This window comes from Gottschalkia purinilytica, from assembly GCF_001190785.1.
Classification (GTDB): Bacteria; Bacillota; Clostridia; order Tissierellales; family Gottschalkiaceae; genus Gottschalkia_A; species Gottschalkia_A purinilytica.
Map to the genome: position 1 here is coordinate 160,272 of NZ_LGSS01000004.1, position 19,383 is coordinate 179,654.

The 19,383-nt window shown below is 33.2% G+C and carries 18 protein-coding genes; 1 reads left to right on the forward strand and 17 read right to left on the reverse strand.

Going from position 1 to position 19,383, the window contains the following annotated elements:
* Positions 1-307 precede the first annotated feature (307 nt).
* From CLPU_RS05620 to pdxR, 13 genes are all read right to left on the reverse strand, one after another.
* Positions 308-1,051 carry an ABC transporter permease gene (locus CLPU_RS05620; RefSeq protein ID WP_050354672.1) on the reverse strand — a complete coding sequence of 248 codons (744 nt, stop codon included), beginning with the start codon at positions 1,049-1,051 and terminating at the stop codon, positions 308-310.
* Positions 1,038-1,772: an ABC transporter ATP-binding protein gene (locus CLPU_RS05625; RefSeq protein ID WP_050354673.1), complete on the reverse strand. Its 735-nt coding sequence runs from the start codon at positions 1,770-1,772 to the stop codon at positions 1,038-1,040. Before CLPU_RS05625 ends, CLPU_RS05620 begins: the two co-directional genes overlap by 14 nt.
* Positions 1,773-1,844: 72 nt before the next feature.
* Positions 1,845-2,600 (reverse strand): MerR family transcriptional regulator, encoded by a 756-nt coding sequence (locus CLPU_RS05630; RefSeq protein ID WP_050354674.1) that lies wholly within the window; start codon positions 2,598-2,600, stop codon positions 1,845-1,847.
* Between the two features lie 330 nt (positions 2,601-2,930).
* Positions 2,931-4,295 (reverse strand): Na+/H+ antiporter NhaC family protein, encoded by a 1,365-nt coding sequence (locus CLPU_RS05635; RefSeq protein ID WP_050354675.1) that lies wholly within the window; start codon positions 4,293-4,295, stop codon positions 2,931-2,933.
* A gap of 23 nt (positions 4,296-4,318) precedes the next feature.
* Positions 4,319-5,389 (reverse strand): uroporphyrinogen decarboxylase family protein, encoded by a 1,071-nt coding sequence (locus tag CLPU_RS05640; protein WP_050354676.1) that lies wholly within the window; start codon positions 5,387-5,389, stop codon positions 4,319-4,321.
* 830 nt (positions 5,390-6,219) lie between these two features.
* Entirely contained in the window at positions 6,220-6,876 is a 657-nt protein-coding gene (locus CLPU_RS05645) for a corrinoid protein (protein ID WP_050354677.1), read from the reverse strand.
* Between the two features lie 40 nt (positions 6,877-6,916).
* Positions 6,917-7,987, reverse strand: a complete 1,071-nt coding sequence (locus tag CLPU_RS05650; RefSeq protein ID WP_050354678.1) for a uroporphyrinogen decarboxylase family protein — start codon at positions 7,985-7,987, stop codon at positions 6,917-6,919.
* 74 nt (positions 7,988-8,061) lie between these two features.
* Positions 8,062-8,931: a uroporphyrinogen decarboxylase family protein gene (locus CLPU_RS05655; RefSeq protein ID WP_050354679.1), complete on the reverse strand. Its 870-nt coding sequence runs from the start codon at positions 8,929-8,931 to the stop codon at positions 8,062-8,064.
* 15 nt (positions 8,932-8,946) lie between these two features.
* A complete protein-coding gene (locus CLPU_RS05660; protein ID WP_050354680.1) occupies positions 8,947-9,861 on the reverse strand; it encodes a CobW family GTP-binding protein in 915 nt (304 codons plus the stop codon).
* Positions 9,862-10,549: 688 nt separating this feature from the next.
* On the reverse strand, positions 10,550-11,119 hold the full coding sequence (locus tag CLPU_RS05665; RefSeq protein ID WP_050354681.1) for a bifunctional transcriptional activator/DNA repair enzyme AdaA: 570 nt from the start codon (positions 11,117-11,119) through the stop codon (positions 10,550-10,552).
* Between the two features lie 18 nt (positions 11,120-11,137).
* Entirely contained in the window at positions 11,138-11,818 is a 681-nt protein-coding gene (locus CLPU_RS05670) for a DNA alkylation repair protein (RefSeq protein WP_050354682.1), read from the reverse strand.
* A gap of 139 nt (positions 11,819-11,957) precedes the next feature.
* Positions 11,958-12,431, reverse strand: a complete 474-nt coding sequence (locus CLPU_RS05675) for a methylated-DNA--[protein]-cysteine S-methyltransferase (RefSeq protein WP_050354683.1) — start codon at positions 12,429-12,431, stop codon at positions 11,958-11,960.
* 86 nt (positions 12,432-12,517) lie between these two features.
* A complete protein-coding gene (pdxR, locus tag CLPU_RS05680) occupies positions 12,518-13,936 on the reverse strand; it encodes a MocR-like pyridoxine biosynthesis transcription factor PdxR (RefSeq protein WP_050354684.1) in 1,419 nt (472 codons plus the stop codon).
* A gap of 163 nt (positions 13,937-14,099) precedes the next feature.
* Between pdxR and CLPU_RS05685 the strand changes: the two genes are divergently transcribed.
* The gene (locus tag CLPU_RS05685; protein ID WP_050354685.1) at positions 14,100-14,573 is read left to right on the forward strand and encodes a pyridoxamine 5'-phosphate oxidase family protein; all 474 of its coding nucleotides are present in this window, start codon (positions 14,100-14,102) and stop codon (positions 14,571-14,573) included.
* A gap of 342 nt (positions 14,574-14,915) precedes the next feature.
* Here the strand turns inward: CLPU_RS05685 and CLPU_RS05690 are convergent, their stop codons facing one another.
* The 4 genes from CLPU_RS05690 to CLPU_RS05705 all read right to left on the reverse strand — a co-directional run bounded on the left by CLPU_RS05690 (position 14,916) and on the right by CLPU_RS05705 (position 19,155).
* Positions 14,916-15,386: an NADH-quinone oxidoreductase subunit NuoE family protein gene (locus tag CLPU_RS05690; RefSeq protein WP_050354686.1), complete on the reverse strand. Its 471-nt coding sequence runs from the start codon at positions 15,384-15,386 to the stop codon at positions 14,916-14,918.
* A gap of 156 nt (positions 15,387-15,542) precedes the next feature.
* The gene (locus CLPU_RS05695; RefSeq protein ID WP_200898503.1) at positions 15,543-15,719 is read right to left on the reverse strand and encodes a response regulator transcription factor; all 177 of its coding nucleotides are present in this window, start codon (positions 15,717-15,719) and stop codon (positions 15,543-15,545) included.
* 763 nt (positions 15,720-16,482) lie between these two features.
* Positions 16,483-17,514, reverse strand: coding sequence for a Cfr family 23S rRNA (adenine(2503)-C(8))-methyltransferase (locus CLPU_RS05700; RefSeq protein ID WP_050354687.1), 1,032 nt, complete (start codon positions 17,512-17,514; stop codon positions 16,483-16,485).
* A 162-nt stretch (positions 17,515-17,676) separates the two neighbouring features.
* A complete protein-coding gene (locus CLPU_RS05705) occupies positions 17,677-19,155 on the reverse strand; it encodes an Lsa family ABC-F type ribosomal protection protein (RefSeq protein WP_050354688.1) in 1,479 nt (492 codons plus the stop codon).
* Positions 19,156-19,383 lie beyond the last annotated feature (228 nt).

Genomic DNA, 19,383 nt, shown 5'->3' on the forward strand with positions numbered 1-19,383 from the left:
TCACCTCCGATATAGTTTCCATATAGAAATTATATCAAAATATAAATCTTTTCACAATATGTACGCAAAATTAGTATAAACTAAACACTTCTTTTTTATAAAATGTTCATGAAGATATATTATGATCACTTTAAAGCTAAAAAAACCTGTGCTCATTGAACAAAAATAAAATCTAAAAAAGCGTAACTGATTCACATATGAAATGCTCTCAGTTACGCTTTCAAACTATTTTTTCTTTGTATTCTCAATGTCTAATATGTCTGTCTATCTAGTTTATTCAGAAATTACATCCTTTTTTTACCCCGTCTTATTCCCATTTAAAGAAACGAATTGAAATAATAATACAAACGGCCGAAAGAACAGCCATAACAATAGTCGAAAATATAACATCTGCAGCAGACAAACCAAGTGAAGTTGCTTTCAGAAGTTTTATTCCCTGTGTTAATGGCAGGAAATCAGCTACTTTTTGCAGTGAAGATGGCATCACTTCATATGGCAAAGTTGCTCCTGAAAAAATAATCATAGGGAAGTATAAAATACTGGCAATCACGCTAGCGATTTTCATGTCCGGCGAAACTCCACCTACCATCATACCAATACTGAAAATTGACATCATAACTAACAAGTATGCTCCTAAAAATTGTAGTATAGAACCAGCAAAATGAAACTGAAAAAAGAGAGTTGCCACAACATAAATCAGAATAAGAGAAATAATTGAATAAATCATATAAATTGTAACTTGTACTATTAAAATCAATGCTGGGTGTATTGGAGTTACTTTAAACCGCTTCAGAATTTTCTTGTTTCGATAATCAGATATGACTAATGGGAGCCCCATGACTCCACCGGCACATATAGCAATTGTAGAAACTGCCCCAAATGACTGTTCTAAAAAAGTATATTGTGCTCCGTCAAACGCAGGTTTATTGCCATATATGATGCCAAGTATAATGACTACTACCACTGGCATACATATTGCAAATATAAACATATCCATTCCACGTAGAGACAGTTTAAGCTCTGTTTTTAACATGGTACTAAATGTTTTCATGATCTAATTCCTCCTCTCCCGTATACCAAAGATAAGCGTCTTCCAGTTTTTCATAAGGACTAGTGGCAATGGCTTCCTGCACTGTTCCACTGAAAATAAGTCTTCCGTTTTTTAAAATACCAATCCTATCACATAAGGTTTCTACCTCATCCATAAAATGAGAGGTCAAAAAGATTGTTAAGCCTTTCTTCTTCAATTCTGACAAGCTATTCCACACACTTCGCCTTGCTTTTGTATCAAGTCCTGTTGTTAATTCATCCAAAAACACAACGTCTGGATTAGAGATCAGTGCAAGTACAATAAACAGCCTTTGTTTTTGTCCTCCTGACAATTCATTCACCATATTTTTTATTTTATTTTCCAGACCAAATTGTTTCAGCAGAGCTTCATAATCAGCAGGCTTTTTATAAAGGCAATATGTTTCCTGACATAGCTCCATAACGGTTATTTTGTCCTGATAGTTTGCCTCCTGAAATTGAACACCTACCCTCTCGAACAGTTTTTTTCGCTCTGTATAGGGATTCATTCTCAAAATAGATACTGTTCCACTGTCTGGTTTTTTTGTACCCAGTATGCACTCAATTGTAGTGCTTTTACCTGCTCCGTTTGCTCCAAGCAAACCGAATACCTCACCGCGCGAAACTGAAATATCAAAATTTTCAACTGCACGGATTCCAGCATAAGACTTGCACAGCTTATCAACTTTAATTGTTGTTTCCATATTTCAAACCTCCTTTTTGTATATATAAAAGAATACCACCAGAACATAGTCTGGTGGAAAAGTGTAGGGTTTTTATTTGAATTGTTTTTTCATTTTCCTTAACTGACTCATTACCATAAGAGCATTGTCTTCCGCTTCCTTTAATGAAGTAAGAAGTTTATCACATACAGAAATGATATCGTCATCATGCCTAGGAGTATCAATTATTTTTCTTATATTGACGCTTGAATCATGGGATATAGCGGTTAGCATTCTCAAGATGGCAGCCAGAGAATAATTAGCACAACGCAGAGAACGAATAACTTTCAAGCGCATAATATCATCATCTGTATAAATTCGATAGCCATTCTGTTTTCGTCTTATGGTAATTAGACCATTTAATTCCCAATTTCTTAAAGTATCTATTGTAACCTGTAGATATTCAGCCGTCTGTTTTCTTGTAAGAGATAAATACCTAGATTCTTTTATACGATGTGAGGAGGATAACATTTGTTTTACAATTTCAATTGCTTCTTCCGCATTCTGCTGCTCTGTTCTAATCTGTGACAGATAACTTTCTGCGAGGCAAATTGCGGCATCAAAATTTTTTGTAGCAGAAGTCTTAATAATATCAACAGCTTTTTTTCGTAGTCCATTTTGTAATACTTCAACCTTTAATGCAGTTCTTGCTAGTTTAAATTGCTCAACATGTAAATCAGTAAAAACACGATAGCCGTTATCTTGCCTTTCCGGTTTTGGTATTAGCTGGTACTTTTCATAGAGCCGTACTGTATTGGGATGAATACCAATAATTTTTGCTACTTCTGATGTTCTATACCTATTTCCCATTATATCTTCACCTCCGTCAGCTTCTATCGTAACATATATTTAAAGTATGGTGTTATAGTGGAGAGTTTACTATAAGTGATAAGTTAAAGACAAACAAGTATAATATAAACACATTTCTAATAATCTTAAGTGCACATTTATTCAAACACTCCTACACATCTGTCGAATTAGTAAATAGTGTTGATTGCTTGCCATAATAACAGTCAAGATTTATAAATAACACTTATATCTCACCCTTTCCATAAATCTACAGACACAAAAAAGCTACACCATATCTAAAAGTGTAGCTTTCTAAAATACAAATGCCGTTCCCTATATTTCTTATTTACTTTATACTTCCTTCACAGGTTTATTATTGACAAAATCCCAAGGATTCTTTGCTAAATATCTATTTCCAAAAGGAGTTACTATGGATAGTATAGCAAATATAACTAATATAAAACAATACCATACATATGGTACTATTTGAACAGGGCTTACCGATCCATTAGTAAAGCTTCCTGCCATCAATAATTGAGCACCATAAGGTATCAGTCCTTGCATTGAACATGAAAAAACATCTAAAAGTGAAGCAGTTTTTCTTGGATCTACATTATGTTCTTTAGATATTTCCTTTGCCAATTGACCACTTACAATTATAGAAACTGTATTGTTAGCAGTAGCTGCATCTGTGAGAGATACCAATGTACTTATACCTAACTCAGCTGACTTTTTGCCTTTTACTGTTCTATTTATTCTATATAGCAGCCAATCAAGTCCTCCACCACTTGATACCATATTGGCTAAGCCGCCAGTTAATAAAGATAATAAAAATATATCAGTCATTCCTTTAAATCCTGAATATATATGCTGAACAAATTCTAATCCTTTAAAGCTTTCATAACCAAGTCCTATAGCTCCTGATATAATAATTCCGCCAGTCAAAACCACAAATACATTCATTCCCGATACGGCAGCTATCAATACGAATATATATGGAATTACTTTAATTATATTAAAAGTGTATTCTTGACTTTCAGGAATAGTTACTGGTTTTCCAAATATGAATAAAAGGACTATTGTAACTAAAGCTGCTGGCAATGCCAAACCAAAATTAGCTCTAAACTTATCTTTCATAGATACTCCTTGAGTTCTTGTAGCTGCTATAGTTGTATCAGATATAATAGATAAATTATCTCCAAACATAGCTCCCCCAATCAATGCACCTAATACTAAAGGTAAATTTAAGCCTGCTTTTTCTACTAATTGAACAGCTATAGGACCTATAGCCACAATAGTACCTACTGATGTTCCTGTTGAAATGGAAATAAATGCAGCTATTATAAATATTCCTACCGTAATAAATTTAGCTGGTATTAATGTAAGCCCTAAATTTACTGTAGCTTCAACACCACCCATAGCACTAGAAACTGAAGAAAAAGCCCCTGCCAATAAATATATAATACACATAATTATTATATTATCATCACCACAACCTTTGATAAATATATTAAACTTTTCATCTAATGAACCTTTTGTTAAAATAAAAGCAAATACTATTCCTATACCAGCCGCAATCGGAGCTGGAAATTGATAAAATGCCATTTCAATTCCTTTAACTTGTAATATAATACCTGAAATCAAATATATAAGTACAAAGATAAGAAAAGGTAATAAAGCTACCCCATTACCTCTTTTTTCATTTATCTTTTCCATTTTAATGTCCTCCTTAGTTTAAATTAATCTTTCATTAGTAACTCCATATCTATTGGATATGCTCCATAAATGTTACCAGCTTCCATAAACATTTCAATATTTTCCATTGGAGTATGCATTGGAATTTGACAGCCTGTACTTAAAATATATCCTTTTTTAGAATCATGGCCCTTTCTAATACATTCTTTAACTGATTTAAAAATAGATTCTTTATTACCTGCATAAATTACGTCAACAGGCGGAACATTCCCTGTAATTATCACTCTATCTCCCATTATTTCTTTAGCTTCTTCCAAATCCTCTATATTATCTATGCTAAAATTGGAAATGCCAGTGTTTACCACATCTTCCCAAATTTCTTTACTTGTCCCACATATATGTATCCCTGGAGCGCTACCCGTCTTTTCTTTTATTTTATCAACATTTTTTTGAAGAGCTGGTAAAGAAAACTCTCTAAATTGTTTTGGACTTATAAGATTTGTAGATGAAACTGGATCAGCAAAACTAATAGATACACCTAGTTTTGCCACCTCTTCTATATATCTATTATTAGATTCTACTACTATATCCATTAGAGTATGGACTTTTTTAGGATATTTGATCATCCATTTTAATAAATTATCTGTTCCTACTACAGAAGCTGCAACACTAAAAGGTCCAGACATCGAAGCACTAACATCTACTTCATCTATAAGTGCATCTTTTGTTAGTTTTATAGCCTTAATTAAAATTGGTAAAATGCCATCCTTTAATGGATCAGCAATCTTAAGAGATTCTATTTCATCTACGGATTTAATAGCTGGCTCCAATAAATAGGAAATATTGTAATCAGGATAAGCTACCTTAGAACCCATAGCCTCGGCAACACCTCTAAGACTTGTAGATATTCCTACGCTATCATGACGGAGTCTTTTAAACAAGGCTATTTCCAACTCTGCCATAAGCTCTGCTGAATGATAATAATCACTCACTTTTACACCAATAAACGGTGCCATAGTAGCTCCCATATCTGGAACACAGATTACACGGTCAATTTCCTGTCCCCTGGCAAAAGCATTCATTCTTTCTCTTGGTGTCATTTTTTCTTTTCTCACTTAAATCTCCTTCCTAATATAAAATAGTCATTTGAAAATCTAGCCCAAAATCCATTATATAATTTATTATAATATTATTGCTATTGAACTATTTTATAACAAATCTATCTTTATTGATATTTTCAATATACTGTAATATAATTCCATAAACTATAAGTAGCTATAGAAATTATATGAAAATTGAATTTCTCTGCTTGATTACCATAATAACAGTTAAAATTTATAGATAAAGCTTATATTTCATCCTTTTCATAAGTCTACAAATGTAAAAAGAGCTATTTAAAAATAGTTTTTAAACAGCTCTTTTTGTATAAAATAAAAAGGAAAAAGTCCGAAAAAGCCCTTTCCCTAGTAAAATCTAAGACAACAAAGAACAAGTTTCATAATAAGTACAACAAAAAATACGAGGCTTATATATCAATTAATGTTACCATCAGATCTCGCAGTAAATATCCATAATGATGCCTAATGATAATCCAATAAGATTGCTTAGAAATATCAAATAGGTTTAACTGTGACAAGCTTAATCTGTCCTTCTCTGATAAAGAAAAAAACTAGCAATCCCACGATAATCATATTAAAGATAATTATTTATGTATATATGAACAGTATTTATTCAAATAGTTTCCACAACTTTTTATAACCCGCTACAATACAGTTCAATATTGATGTGTGCTTCTTGAAATTTGATTCCAACCTCTTTTATTAACTCTATTGTAACTATATTCATCATACCTTCAAGGCAAATACATGATGGTCTATCAACTTGTTCCCTGCTGAGTACCTTATTCAATCATTCTATTAGGCGACAACATAGACTCTACCTTTTTCTATGCTATTTCAAGCAGTCCTTTTATTAACTTTACCGCCTCAACTGCGTTAGAAGAATATCCATCTGCACCTATAGTGTCAGCAAATTTTTTTGAAATTGGTCCACCACCAATGATTACTTTCACTTGTTCTCTGATTCCCGCTTCCTTTAATAACTCGATAACTGTACCCATTCCCCCCATCGTCGTTGTCATCAGTGTTGACATGCACACAAATGAAGCATTAACTTCCTTCACTTTATCAACAAAGTTCTGTAAAGGAACATCTCTTCCTAAATCAATCATATCAAACCCAGCCGTATCTAACATGATCTTCACTAAATTCTTGCCTATATCATGGGTATCCCCTTCTACAACACCAATTACACCTTTTGGCTTTTCTCTCTCCATTTCATTTGAAGGAATATGAGGTCTTAAAACAGATAAACCTTCATACATTGCATCTGAGCACAATAATAAATCCGTAACAAAATATTCTTCATCTTCATACAATTGACTTGCACGATTCATCCCATCTACAAGTCCTTCCATAATACCATCAAATGCAGGATATCCTGCTTCTACATACTCATTACAGGCCTCAATCACAGCTTCTTCTTCCATATTTAATACACCATCTGATAGTTTTTTTAATAATATCCCTTTTGATACTGACATTACTTTCCCTCCATTTTCGATTATACAAAATATTGATGAACTAAATGAAATTTTTTGGATCTAATGGCCCTTTACCATATTTTCTAGCAGAAGCCATAAATTGATCTATGTTTTCTAAAGGAATGTTTCCTGAAAGATCGCAGCCTGATGCCAAAATATATCCACAAGGACTGTCATAGGCCTTTTGAATACAATTTTTTACTGCTAAGTCAACATCATTGGTGTTTCCTAAGTATAGCACCTCTACTGGATCCACATTGCCAAGAATAGGTACTTTATTACCTACTACCTCCTTGGTGTATGTCAAATCTACCCTGTTGTCAATGCTAATCATATCGCAACCTGATTGCACCATATCCCCTACGATTGCTCTTGTATCTCCACAAATATGATAACAAACCATTCCCTTTGCATTGTGAATATCCTTCATCAAATCTACTGCATAAGGCAAAACAAATTCTAAGTATTGTTTTCTATGGAGAATTGTTCCTGAAGCAATAGGATCACAAAGTAAAATGATTGCACCTTCTTTAATAAATTCCCTATAAATCATTTTCAGCCCTTCATTGCAGAAATGAATTAATTGATGTACCTTATCAGGATTTTTTCTCGTTGCCCTTAATAAATTTTCTACTTTGAAGATACTTGATGCTGCAGTAAAGGGTCCAGATATTAAAACCCCTGTTGGTACTTCTTTTCCTACTTTATCAATTAAAATTTTTGTAGCTTCTACGTGTAATTGCAGCTTTTTATCATTTTTTAGTTCTAACTTTGACATATCTAATTGGTCCACATCATTTAAATCCTCTAAAACATATTTCAAAATTGCTGGTACCGCATCCTCAGGATCGCTCATTACACTTCCTAGGGCTGCACCTACACCGTGTAGTCCATAGTCAATGATCGTTAGATCATTTCCAAATCTTTCATAACATGCAACCTGTGCCATAGCTTCATTGAAAGCTGTACTCCTTTTTTCTCTATGAGTCATTCCTAGTGCTGAACCAGACATAGAGCAAACTACTGGCATTGCTAAAATTCTATCCATTGGTTTTCCTGTCATAAATGCACTCAATCGTTCATTTGGTGTCATTTGATCATCTCTATGCATATGAAATCCTCCCTTAATTACCCCTTTTAATGAAGAAACTGCTTTTTTAATCTTTTTTAGACTCAACACAATTATTAAAGCAAGTCAATACCTTTTATTATCCCATTTTTCAGTTGAAATGCTTTATTTTTTATGCACATTTGTCCAACAAATTTTGTTTTTCCAATAACCTGAACACAACCTTGTCCATATCCTATCGGAGTTCCTATATCAATATCACGCCAAACAGCTTTTTTAGTTCCTAATAAGGCAAAGGTAGTTTTGGGACAAAGCAACATAATTGCTTCATCATTTAGGGTCTCTTCTATTTTTTTAAATAACGGGTACGTAAACATCTCTACCACTTGTTCCGAAAGCTTAGGTCCTAAAATATTTAGTCCGCCAACAGAATCACCATAACTAATCATATTAACTCCAGATTTTTGGGCTTCCATCACAAATTTCAATATTTCTTTTTGTAATTTATCAAAAATATTCTGCATAATCTCTGGATTTTTTCTAAATATCTTAAAAATATGTCTTGGGTCGGCTAAAACGTTCATAATGGTAAAAGGACCTGAAATATATAAAACTACATTTTCTCCTTTTTCCCTTAGATACTTACAGGCCTTTAGTGTCTCTGATATACGTCCCTTTGAGTAATCTATTTCAGGTAAGCTTAGTATCTCTTCTGATGTAGTACAGATATAATCCTTAACTCTTGGGCCTATATTTTCATCTCCATAGGTAATGCTTCCTCCTAAGGCTTCTCCTTCTAGGGTATGACAAAATGGTAACTGACAAAAAGATGCATTATCTTGCTCTTTTATGGCTAAGGCTAGCTGTGCCATGCTATCCCAATTCTTATAAGCCTCTGGAAACTTTATACCTGTTTGTTGTATAGTTTCCTTACTAATTCCAGTAGAATTATCATAGGTGCATTGAAAGTCAATAATTTTACTCATGTTTATTCCTCCAAATTATTTTTGAAACCATTCTAATATTCTCTCATTATTTAAATTGCAACCAATGATAGTTGCTTTCGGTTCCCTAGGTCCTTCTATGTATTCCCAATGATAATGCTGAGGAGTAAAATTGAAGTGGATAAACTGATTGGTATTCAGTTCTAGAATTCCTTTAGCTCTTATAATAAAGCCCCATTCTTTATCCTTTAAAGCGACTAACATTTTCTCAATCTCTGCTTCCGAAAAAAATCTTGGATTAACAACAGATAAGGTACTAAACACTCTATTGGCAGGCATACAAACAGGCTGTTTTTTATAGTCAATTTCACAGTCCTGAATTGTATTTAATATTTCTATAATTTTATCTCCTCCGTAGGAATACCATTCTTCCTTAAGGATAAAGGCTGACTGATTATTTGACCTTATCTTGGAAATCACCTTTTCCACTTCTTGATCATCCATTTCATCAAAGTGGCTTAAAAAAATAATATGAGCATTTCTGATTTGATCTAAATAAAAGTTTCCGAACTCTTCAAAGTAATCATCAAAAGTGCTTATATCAACAATTGTTATTAAGTGTCTTATTTTTATGCCAAGTTGCGAGCTATCACAAATTTTTTTACAAATTTTAGTGATATCTGATAAACTTGCTACACCAGATGGCTCTATTAGAATATGATCAGGCTTATATGATAAGGTCAATTCTTCTATTGCTTTTTCGAAGTCATGTATGACACTACAACAAATACATCCAGCAGAAATCTCTTTAATAGGAAGCTTGTCATCTATTAAATCTCCATCAATTCCCACACTTCCAAATTCATTTTCAATTAAAGCGATTTTCCCGTTCATATGTGGGATGATTTTTTTCAAGAATGTAGTTTTACCGACTCCTAAAAAACCCGATATGATATTAATATTCGTACTCATTGTAAACCTCCAGGATAATTTTGTTAATAATCATCATATAATTATAACATTTTAAAAATTCAATTAATAATCGGTATTTCCCATCATAAAACATAAATCTATAGATATTATCTATGATAGAATTAGTTTCCTTACAGCTAATCTAAAAAACATTAAGTTTGCATCCTTCGTATAATATTCGAAGTAAAATTAGAACATATGGAAGTAAAATTTTAATATTTATACTCCATTATTTATAAAGAAAAAAGCCGGTAAAAATGATTAACAAACCACCCTAACCGGCATACTTATTATCCTATTCAATTTCGCATTCTATTTATATACCATAATATAAAGATACTATTATTCTATTTCTTTCAAATCTACTAACCAACTTTGCTATAATCAAATCAATTTTTCTATCTATTCAATCATATATCATAGCATTAAAATCTTATATCTTTTTTGAATATCGTACCTACAAGAATCAATTGCATTTCTATATCATCTATTGCAGAGAGAGATTTGGCTGATAAATGTTATCGGTATTATTCTCAGTTTGTACTTTTATGAAATGAGAAAACCCAAGTCTTCAATATCCGCTAGTTTATCTAGCATAGGTGCTGGATTTTTTGTCCAAAACACAATACAGTCAATAACCACTCAGAATAAAAGGCCGGAATATCCGTACAGCAACTTGCACTAAGAGTTATTTCTTATCTTTCCTTTTCAGGAAAAATCTTACATACTGTGTAGGCGACATACCTACTAAACGTCGAAAAAGCCTGTAAAATGTTGATAAGCTGCCAAAGCCACATTGCAAGGCAATATATAAAACCGTGTCCTGTGAGTTCAACAAAAGCTCCTTTGCTTTCTCAATTCTAAGTTTATTAATATATTGAACTGGAGTCATGCCTAACTGATCCTGAAATAATCGGATCATGCTGTTTTTGCTAACACCAAGTCCCTCAATCTCCTCTTTAAGCTGTTTTGGATCAGTATAAAACTTACCAATTACTTTTTTAATTCCTTCAATAGTTTCTCTTTTGGGTTCAAATTTCAAAAGATCCGGTCTGCACCGCTTACAAGGACGAAATCCAGCAGCTTGAGCTTGCTCAGCAGTATCGAAAAATACCATATGATCTCTTTTTGGACTTTTGGATTTACAAGACGGTCGACAGAAAATGCCGGTTGTTTTCACTCCATAGAAAAACTGACCGTCATAGGATGAATCACAATCAATGGCAACCTTCCATTTTTCTTCATCGCTGAGTAGCATGTATACCACCTTCTTTTTTTATTTTCGCTTCATATCACGGATTATCCCTTTGGTTTCCTTATCTATACGGTAGGATTCTGTTATTTTTTGCAATGCTTTATTATATGTAAAATCATCCAATGTATTCTGCTTCAAATAGGCCATAGTCTGCTCTGGCAGTTTAATATAACAGATGGAAATAGCCCAAGCAACAGCCATCTTGACATAATAACCCTCATGCTTGACGGTATCCAATATATCTAATACACGATTGATATATTCCTCGTCTATATAATAGGACAGCAACATTACCACAGCAAACCTAAGCTCATATTCCCGCATAGAGCGAAAATACATCTGTAAAAAGTCCCAAACACGCTCCCGATTTTTCACTGTAAACTTAAGCCCAGTGCAAAAGCTATCACATACTGACCAGTTGTCAATTTTGGGTACAAAGCTGTTTATATATAAGAGCCGTTCTTCCACTTCACAGGGCGCGTACCCAATCACCATGCCTTGCAACATTATCTCTTCGAAATAGTCATTTTCTGCGGTGTTCAGATACGTTCGCCAATCTGCCTTTGCAATTTGCTTTGCTAGTTTGCGAAGCTGCGGCAGACAGACACCAAGTATTGTATCAATATTAGGCAGAAGTCTAGAGGAAAACTTTCGATAATCTTCCTCCGCAAGGCTCATAAGTTGTTCACGAATCATTTCCATAATTGTATCACCTCGTTTTCTCTATATTTGACTTTGAAGGTAGATGTTTCCCCACGTTTAATTTCTATTTCTAGCAGACGCAATTCCTCGTAAACACTTTGCATCTCTTCAAAAATTTCATCAATTGATACACTGCATGTTAACCGTTGACATGGTTCTTTTCCATCTCTAACAGCTTTTCTTTAACTGCAAGTCCTGCAGCGTAGCCCACAAGCTTTCCGTATGTACCTATAACCCGATGGCATGGTGTAATAATTAAAATCGGGTTTTTGTTGTTGGCTGCACCTACTGTACGGGATGCTTCTGGTTTCCCAATAACCTCTGCCACCTGCTTGTAGGTACGAGTTTCACCGTAAGGTATATCCCTCAGAGCAGCCCATACTGTTTGCTGAAAATCTGTACCTTCTGGTGCAAGCGGTAGATTGAAAGATTTGAGCTTACCATCAAGATATTCCTCCAGTTGACGTGCCGCTTCCCTTAATACTGGGGTTTCCTGCTCCACACAGCCTGTGGACTTATGTTTTTTGCCAAAAAAGAGTTCAATGATTGCACCGTTTTTTTCCACAATGCCAATCAAACCGAGGGATGTCGGATAGAAAGTAATGTTTTTCATATGGATAACCTCCTTGTCTTATTATATCTTTAGTGTACATTTATTTTACCTAGGATGTCTTCCGAAATTTCACCATTCAATTTTCATTATGGTAATGAACTGAACCATGCGGATTGTAACAATGCAATACCTTCTCGTATCTGTTGTTCACTAAGTAAACTGTATCCTGCAAATATAATGTTTCTAGGACAATCATTCCTGTCTTTCCAGAATGGAATCATAGAATATACTTTAACCCCAACTTTTTCTGCCTCTTTAATAAGCCAATCTTGTTCTTCGCCACCCGGAAACTCCAAAATGAAATGTAACCCTGCTCCACGACCATGTAAGATTACTTTTCTGCCAAACATCTCCGTTGATTCCTTTATAAATACATCATGACGCCTTTTGTAAGTGATGCACATTTTTCGAATATGACGCTCATAGTTTCCCTCCGTCATATATGCGGCTAAAACACGTTGCGTCAACCACGATACAGGAGAATTATGTGAACAGAATAAACTATGATACCTCGTTAGCAGGCGTACTGGCAACACCATATAGTTCACCCGTAAAGAAGGAGAAAGAGACTTTGAAAAAGTTCCTATATAGATAGTACGGTCTTCGGTGTCTAGGGAACGGAGTGCCGGCACCGGATTGGCATCATATCTGAGTTCACTGTCATAATCATCCTCAATGATATACGCATCGTTAGCATTTGCCCAATTAAGAAGCTCCTTACGCTGAAAAATTGGCATCACAGTTCCGTAAGGAAATTGATGTGAAGGCGTTACATAAGCAGCACATGCGCCAGAACGATGAATGGATGAGAGGATAAGTCCATCTTTACTAGCTGGGATTGCATGCAAATTATAATTGTTGTTGATAAACACATCCCTTGCTCCATTATAGCCGGGTTCTTCCATAGCAATCGTATTATTTTCTTTACGCAAAATCTTGCACAAAATATCTAACGAATAGTATAGTCCAGAGCCGATAATAATTTGTTCTTCACAACAAACCATCCCCCTTGACCTGTACAGGTGTTTTTTGATTTCTTGTCGTAACAACAGATCACCTTGCTTATCTGGATACTGATTAACCACCTCTTTTTGCGATGATAAAAGAACTTGAGATGTATATTTTCGCCATAACTTGAAAGGAAATTGCTCATAAGAAAGCTCGCCATACTGAAAATCATATAGAATTACAGGTTGCTTCAGTTCTGATCTTTCCACAGATAAAGCATTTATATCCTGCGGCACATAATTCCTTTCCGTAAATTTAGTTGAAGTGTCTAGAACAAAAAAACCTGACCCATGTCTTGCTCGAATATATCCCTCCACAGCCAGCTGGGTATAAGCCTGACTGACAGTATTGCGTGCAATACCTAATGTTTGGGCTAGTGTGCGAATACCTGGAAGTCGTTCTCCAGGTGCAATATTTCCTTGCTCAATATCTTTTTTGACCTGATGATAGATTTGAAGATATATTGGATCATCTGAATTTTCTTGAATATAAATCATATAATTATAACCATCCTTACGCTAAAGTGTACCCTGTATTATATCACATAAGTGTATCTTTTAATGGGTTCACTTATATGATACGATATGTTTGATTGTATATCAAGTACATATGTATCTTGAATAAAAGTCAAATTTATATGATTAGGAGGATGATGAAATTATGCAATACAGAATGAAGAAGTTTCAATTAACGTTGGATCAGATCGACGAGCTACTTCATCGTGCGGATACCGGACGATTCGCTACTATCAATGAGAATGGTTATCCATATGTCATTGCCATGCACTTTGTTTACTACAATAACAAAATTTATATGCATGGCCTACCAAAGGGACAAAAAATCGATAATGTAAATCGAAACCCTAAAGTGTGCTTTGAGGTTGATGAATTGTTTGGTCTCTTGACTGACAATATCGAAAATGCTTGTGATACTGAGGCAGAGTACAATAGTGTTGTGATTATTGGAAATGCTTCGCTGATTGAGGACTTGGATTATAAACGTGAAGTGTTAAATAAGCTGGTTGAAAAGTACACGCCACAATTTGCTGGGAAAGAGCTCCCTGATAACATGATTAAGGGTACTGCCGTGATTGAGATTGATATTGTAGAGTGTACAGGAAAATATCATAAATAGCGCAAAAAGTAAACTTATTTTATCTAATTGCCATAAGAGCCAAATATGATTTCCTCAATAGAATTTATCCCGCTTTTCATTGCGGGATGCTTTTTTATTAGCGTGTTTTAAGGTTAAAAAGCAATTCCTGTCCGTTTTTTAGTTCGCAAAATCTAACAAAATGATAAAAACACTTTATTAATATATGATGTACTAGTTTACTTAATATTTAATTAATATATAAAAACAATTTACAACTAGTCTCTTTGACTGATATGTTTGCTGGATATATTTATACTATGTTTCTAATTTTGAATTTATTTTAATATTAACCTTAATATGAATTTACTTTAAATTTTTTATTTACTTATATCTATTAAGTATATCTTTTACATCCTCTTTAGTAACATCAGTATATCTATTTTCCATGTTTACACTAACAACAGGCGCTTTTCTACATCCCCCTATACATCCTGATGTGTATATGCTAAACTTACCATCCTTAGTTATCTCTCCTGACTTTATGTTGAGAAGTCTCTCAAATTCCTCGAGATTTTCAGCGTAACCCTTTCTAGTGCAATGAAAACCTGTACATATTCTTATATCATATTCGCCTATAGGTCTTTCTTTTAAACGATTATTTTTTACCAATCTTTGAATTTCAACTTCTGAAGCTCCTAATTTTTGCGATATATAGTTTTGAACCTCTTTAGATAAATGTCCAAATATATCTTGAGCTTTTAAAAGAATAGACAAATGATCTTCTTTATTTTTAACATTCTCTATATACTCATCAAATTCTTTATATTTTTTTTCTAACGACTCATTATACATAATATTTCACACCTTCTTTTAATTTTATATATATTATTACTTCTATACTAGATTATTACTTCTATACTAGTTTTCATCATTCCTTCTGACTAGTAATTTAAATTTGAACAACTATATAGGTATACTGGAATTTTTCCGTATTCTACGGCATACTGACTAACCGTCAATCTTTGGCAGAACAATATCTAAGATAACTAAATCAACAGAATTTGATTGAAATAGCTCTAAAGCTTTTTCACCATCTGCAGCCTCTAATACCTGATATCCATCCTCCATTAGATAGTCCATTATCACTTCGCGTAAAATATCTTCAACAACCAATATTTTATTCATCCTATACCTCCATCTGTATCCTTATAAGCTTAATTAGACTTAACATTGGTAAGATATAATTATAAATAGCAGTATCAAAGTTTGATATTTTCATTTCAAGTATGCCTTACAAGTAAAATCTTTTATATTTACACATTTAGTTTTATTATAACCTCAAGATTAATAGAAGCAACAAAAGGATTTTTCCTAAAAGAATATAATATAAAACATATTAATTATTTGAGGTTATGTATATCTGATGTCTCAGAGGAAAATATAAGCAGTATTGCTGATATAATTTCAGTAATCAGAAGCTTTAAGAAAACTTAAATGCTACTAAAAGTTTTTCACAATCTACACAGCAAACGTTAGCATTTCTACACATCTCATAAATATTTTTATGTTCTTTTTCGTTGAAAACTTCGTGATATTTGTTTACTGTAAATATATTGGAAAGCCTTGAAAAATCGCCTACTTTAGCCCTCCCTCTCTTTAATATACATAGATTATAGAGTCTCCAATTATGGTATGATCAAGAAGAGAATTAATTTTTTATCGAAGGCTTTTAATCATCTCAAAATACCACATAAACTTCAATGCAAATAAATCTAATTACACAAACATCTTTAGTCTTGCATAGAAGTTCACTCATCTTAACCAAAAAGTCCCCCAAACCTAAAGTTTGAGGGACATATAACATTCTTCAATATTTAATTAAAAATCTTCAAGATCTTTAAAATGAGACTATTTCTTTACTCAAATGGATATTTTTGAACTAACATCATTATTCATTTTCATAACACAACTGTCCGCAAGCAGCACTAATTTCAGAACCAAATTGTGTTCTAACAGTTACACTAATACCAGCTTTCTTTAGTGTACTGCAAAATTGCTTGATAGCAATTGAAGATTGAAATTCAAAAGTTGTTTTGTCCGTAGAATTATAAGGTATCAAATCAATGTGATATAAATGCTCCCACGAACCACGATTTTTCAATAAACCTATAACTGCCTCTGCATGTTCTTTCGAATCATTAATTCCTTCAAGCATAATATAAGCAATAAACACTCGTCGTCCCGTATGAATGATATGTTCATCTAATGTCTTCATTACCTCATTCAATGGAAATCTTTTATTTATAGGCATTAAATCGCTTCGTTGACTTTCAAATGGTGAATGAAGTGAAAAAGCCAGATTTACTTGTGGAAATTCTTTGGTCAATCTTTGAATTCCTGGTATAATACCAATTGTTGAAATAGTAATTCTTCGTTGACTTAACCCAAATAAATTTTGATCAGTTAAAATTTTTACTGCATCAAATAACTCCGGATTTGCAAAAGCCTCACCCATTCCCATAAATGAAATACTATTCAATCTATGGTCATTAAAATAGAAATAAAGTAATTGATCAGTTATCTCATCAGCAGTAAGATTGCGTTTAAATCCAGCACTTCCTGTTGCACAAAAACGACATCCAAAACCACAACCACATTGGGAAGAAATACAAAACGATTCCCACCCCTGTTTATACTTTAGTCCAACAGCTTCTATTCTTTCTCCGTCAGTCAATTCGAATAACAATTTTTGAGCTTGTTTAGAATCTTGTGAAAAAACAGGTATTACACTAGATACATTATTTCCAAACTCATTTACTAAAGCTATCCTTAACGCTTTTGGTAGTATATGCATATCATCAAAATTATCTATTTTTTGATGAAAAATAGCTTTTGTAAGCTGCTCGTATCTATAATCAGGTAATTTTAGATTTGATACTATTTGTTTCATTTTTCCATATTTCGTTTTTGTCTGTTTCATGTAGGCTTCCTCCTCACTATTAATAGTTAGGAAGCAAAGCCAGTATAATTAGCGACTTATACTACTCCATGCAAGCGTCGCCCAAAACATCTGGCTTTGCATGGAGCCTATTGTGTGTTACTTTTATATTCCCATTAAACATATTAATTACCATTTCTACCTTTACAATTTTATTATTTTTGTTGCAACATTTTCACAAAATGCACTATCATGCTCAACAAACAAAATTGTAGGTTCATGTTCAATTAACAGTTTCTCAATCTGCATACGAGAAATGACATCAATAAAATTCAATGGTTCATCCCAAATATATAAATGTGCCTGTTCACACAAACTTGCGGCAATCAATACCTTTTTCTTCTGTCCTCCACTAAAATCCCCGATATTCTTTTCAAACTGTTCTCTTGAAAAATCAAGTTTTCTAAGCATAGATTTAAATAAACTCTCGTCAATACAATGTTTATCTGCATACTCAGATAAGTTACCATATAAATCTGAAGTATCTTGCGAAACATACGAAATGATTAATTTATTATTCTTTCTTACAATTCCACTATGGGGGATATCTTCTCCATAAATTAATTTCAATATACTTGATTTTCCGCTGCCATTCTTTCCTTGAATAGCAATTCTTTCACCTTGCTCTATAGTGAAGTTTACTCCTTCACAGACAATTCTATCATCATATTCAATTGCAACATCTGTAAGTTCTACAAGCTTTTTATCATAAAAAGTAAGCGGTACTATTTTTAAACTTTCATTAGATTCAATATTTTTAAGAAGCTTTGATTTTTCCTCAATCATGTTTTGTTGTCTAGCTTCTATATTTTTAGCACGCTTCATCATTTTTGCAGCTTTATGTCCAACATATCCTTTATCTAATTTGCTCCCAGAATTAGTAGTTCCATACTTGCTGCTTTCAACACTATCTGACCACGTAGATGTACGTTTTGCCGAGCTGGAAAGTCTTTTAATATCCTTTTTCAATTTTTCGTTTTCTGCTAGCTCAAAACCATCTTGTAATTCTTTGTTTCTCCACCATGAAGAAAAATTTCCTTTTTGTATTTCAATATTAGTTTTATTAATAGACAAGATATGGTCAATACAATTATCCAAAAAAAACCTATCATGTGAAATCAGAATAAATCCTTTCTTTTTTTTCAAGTAATTACATAGTTTTTGCCTAGCTTCAGCATCCAAGTGATTGGTAGGCTCATCAATGAGTAAGAAGGAATTCTCCTTCAAAAACATAGCAGCCAACAATGCTTTGGTCTGTTCTCCTTTAGATAGTGTATAAAACTGTCTATATAAAGCATCATAGTTCATATCTAACAAAGATAATTCTTTTACTATTTCCCAATCCATTGAATTTGGACTAATCTCCCTTATGACATCTATGGTGAAATTGCTTTGCTCCTGCACCTGATAAGGAAAATATTCAAAAGTCACATTAGCTGAAATGTTTCCATTATATTCGTATTTCCCAAGCAAAAGATTTAGAAAAGTAATCTTTCCTCTTCCATTTCTTCCAGTAAAGCCTAATTTCCAATCAGTATCAATTTGAAAACTTACATTTTCAAAAATATTATCATAGCTACCTTCATAAGCAAAGGTTAGGTTTGTAACATTTATTAAAGACATATTTTTGTCCTCCTCTGTATTTAATAGTATAAATAACAAAGTCGGAACAATAGGCGACCTTGTTGTTACTCCATATAAGTGTCGCCTGCAGTATCCGACTCTATATGGAGATTATCATGTGTTAGCAAAGTGTCTTTATTTATCATAATATTATTTATCCTCCTTATTCGAATTATTTATAAAAAAATAAGAGCCGCAAGAATTAATTATTCTTACAGCTCATAGATA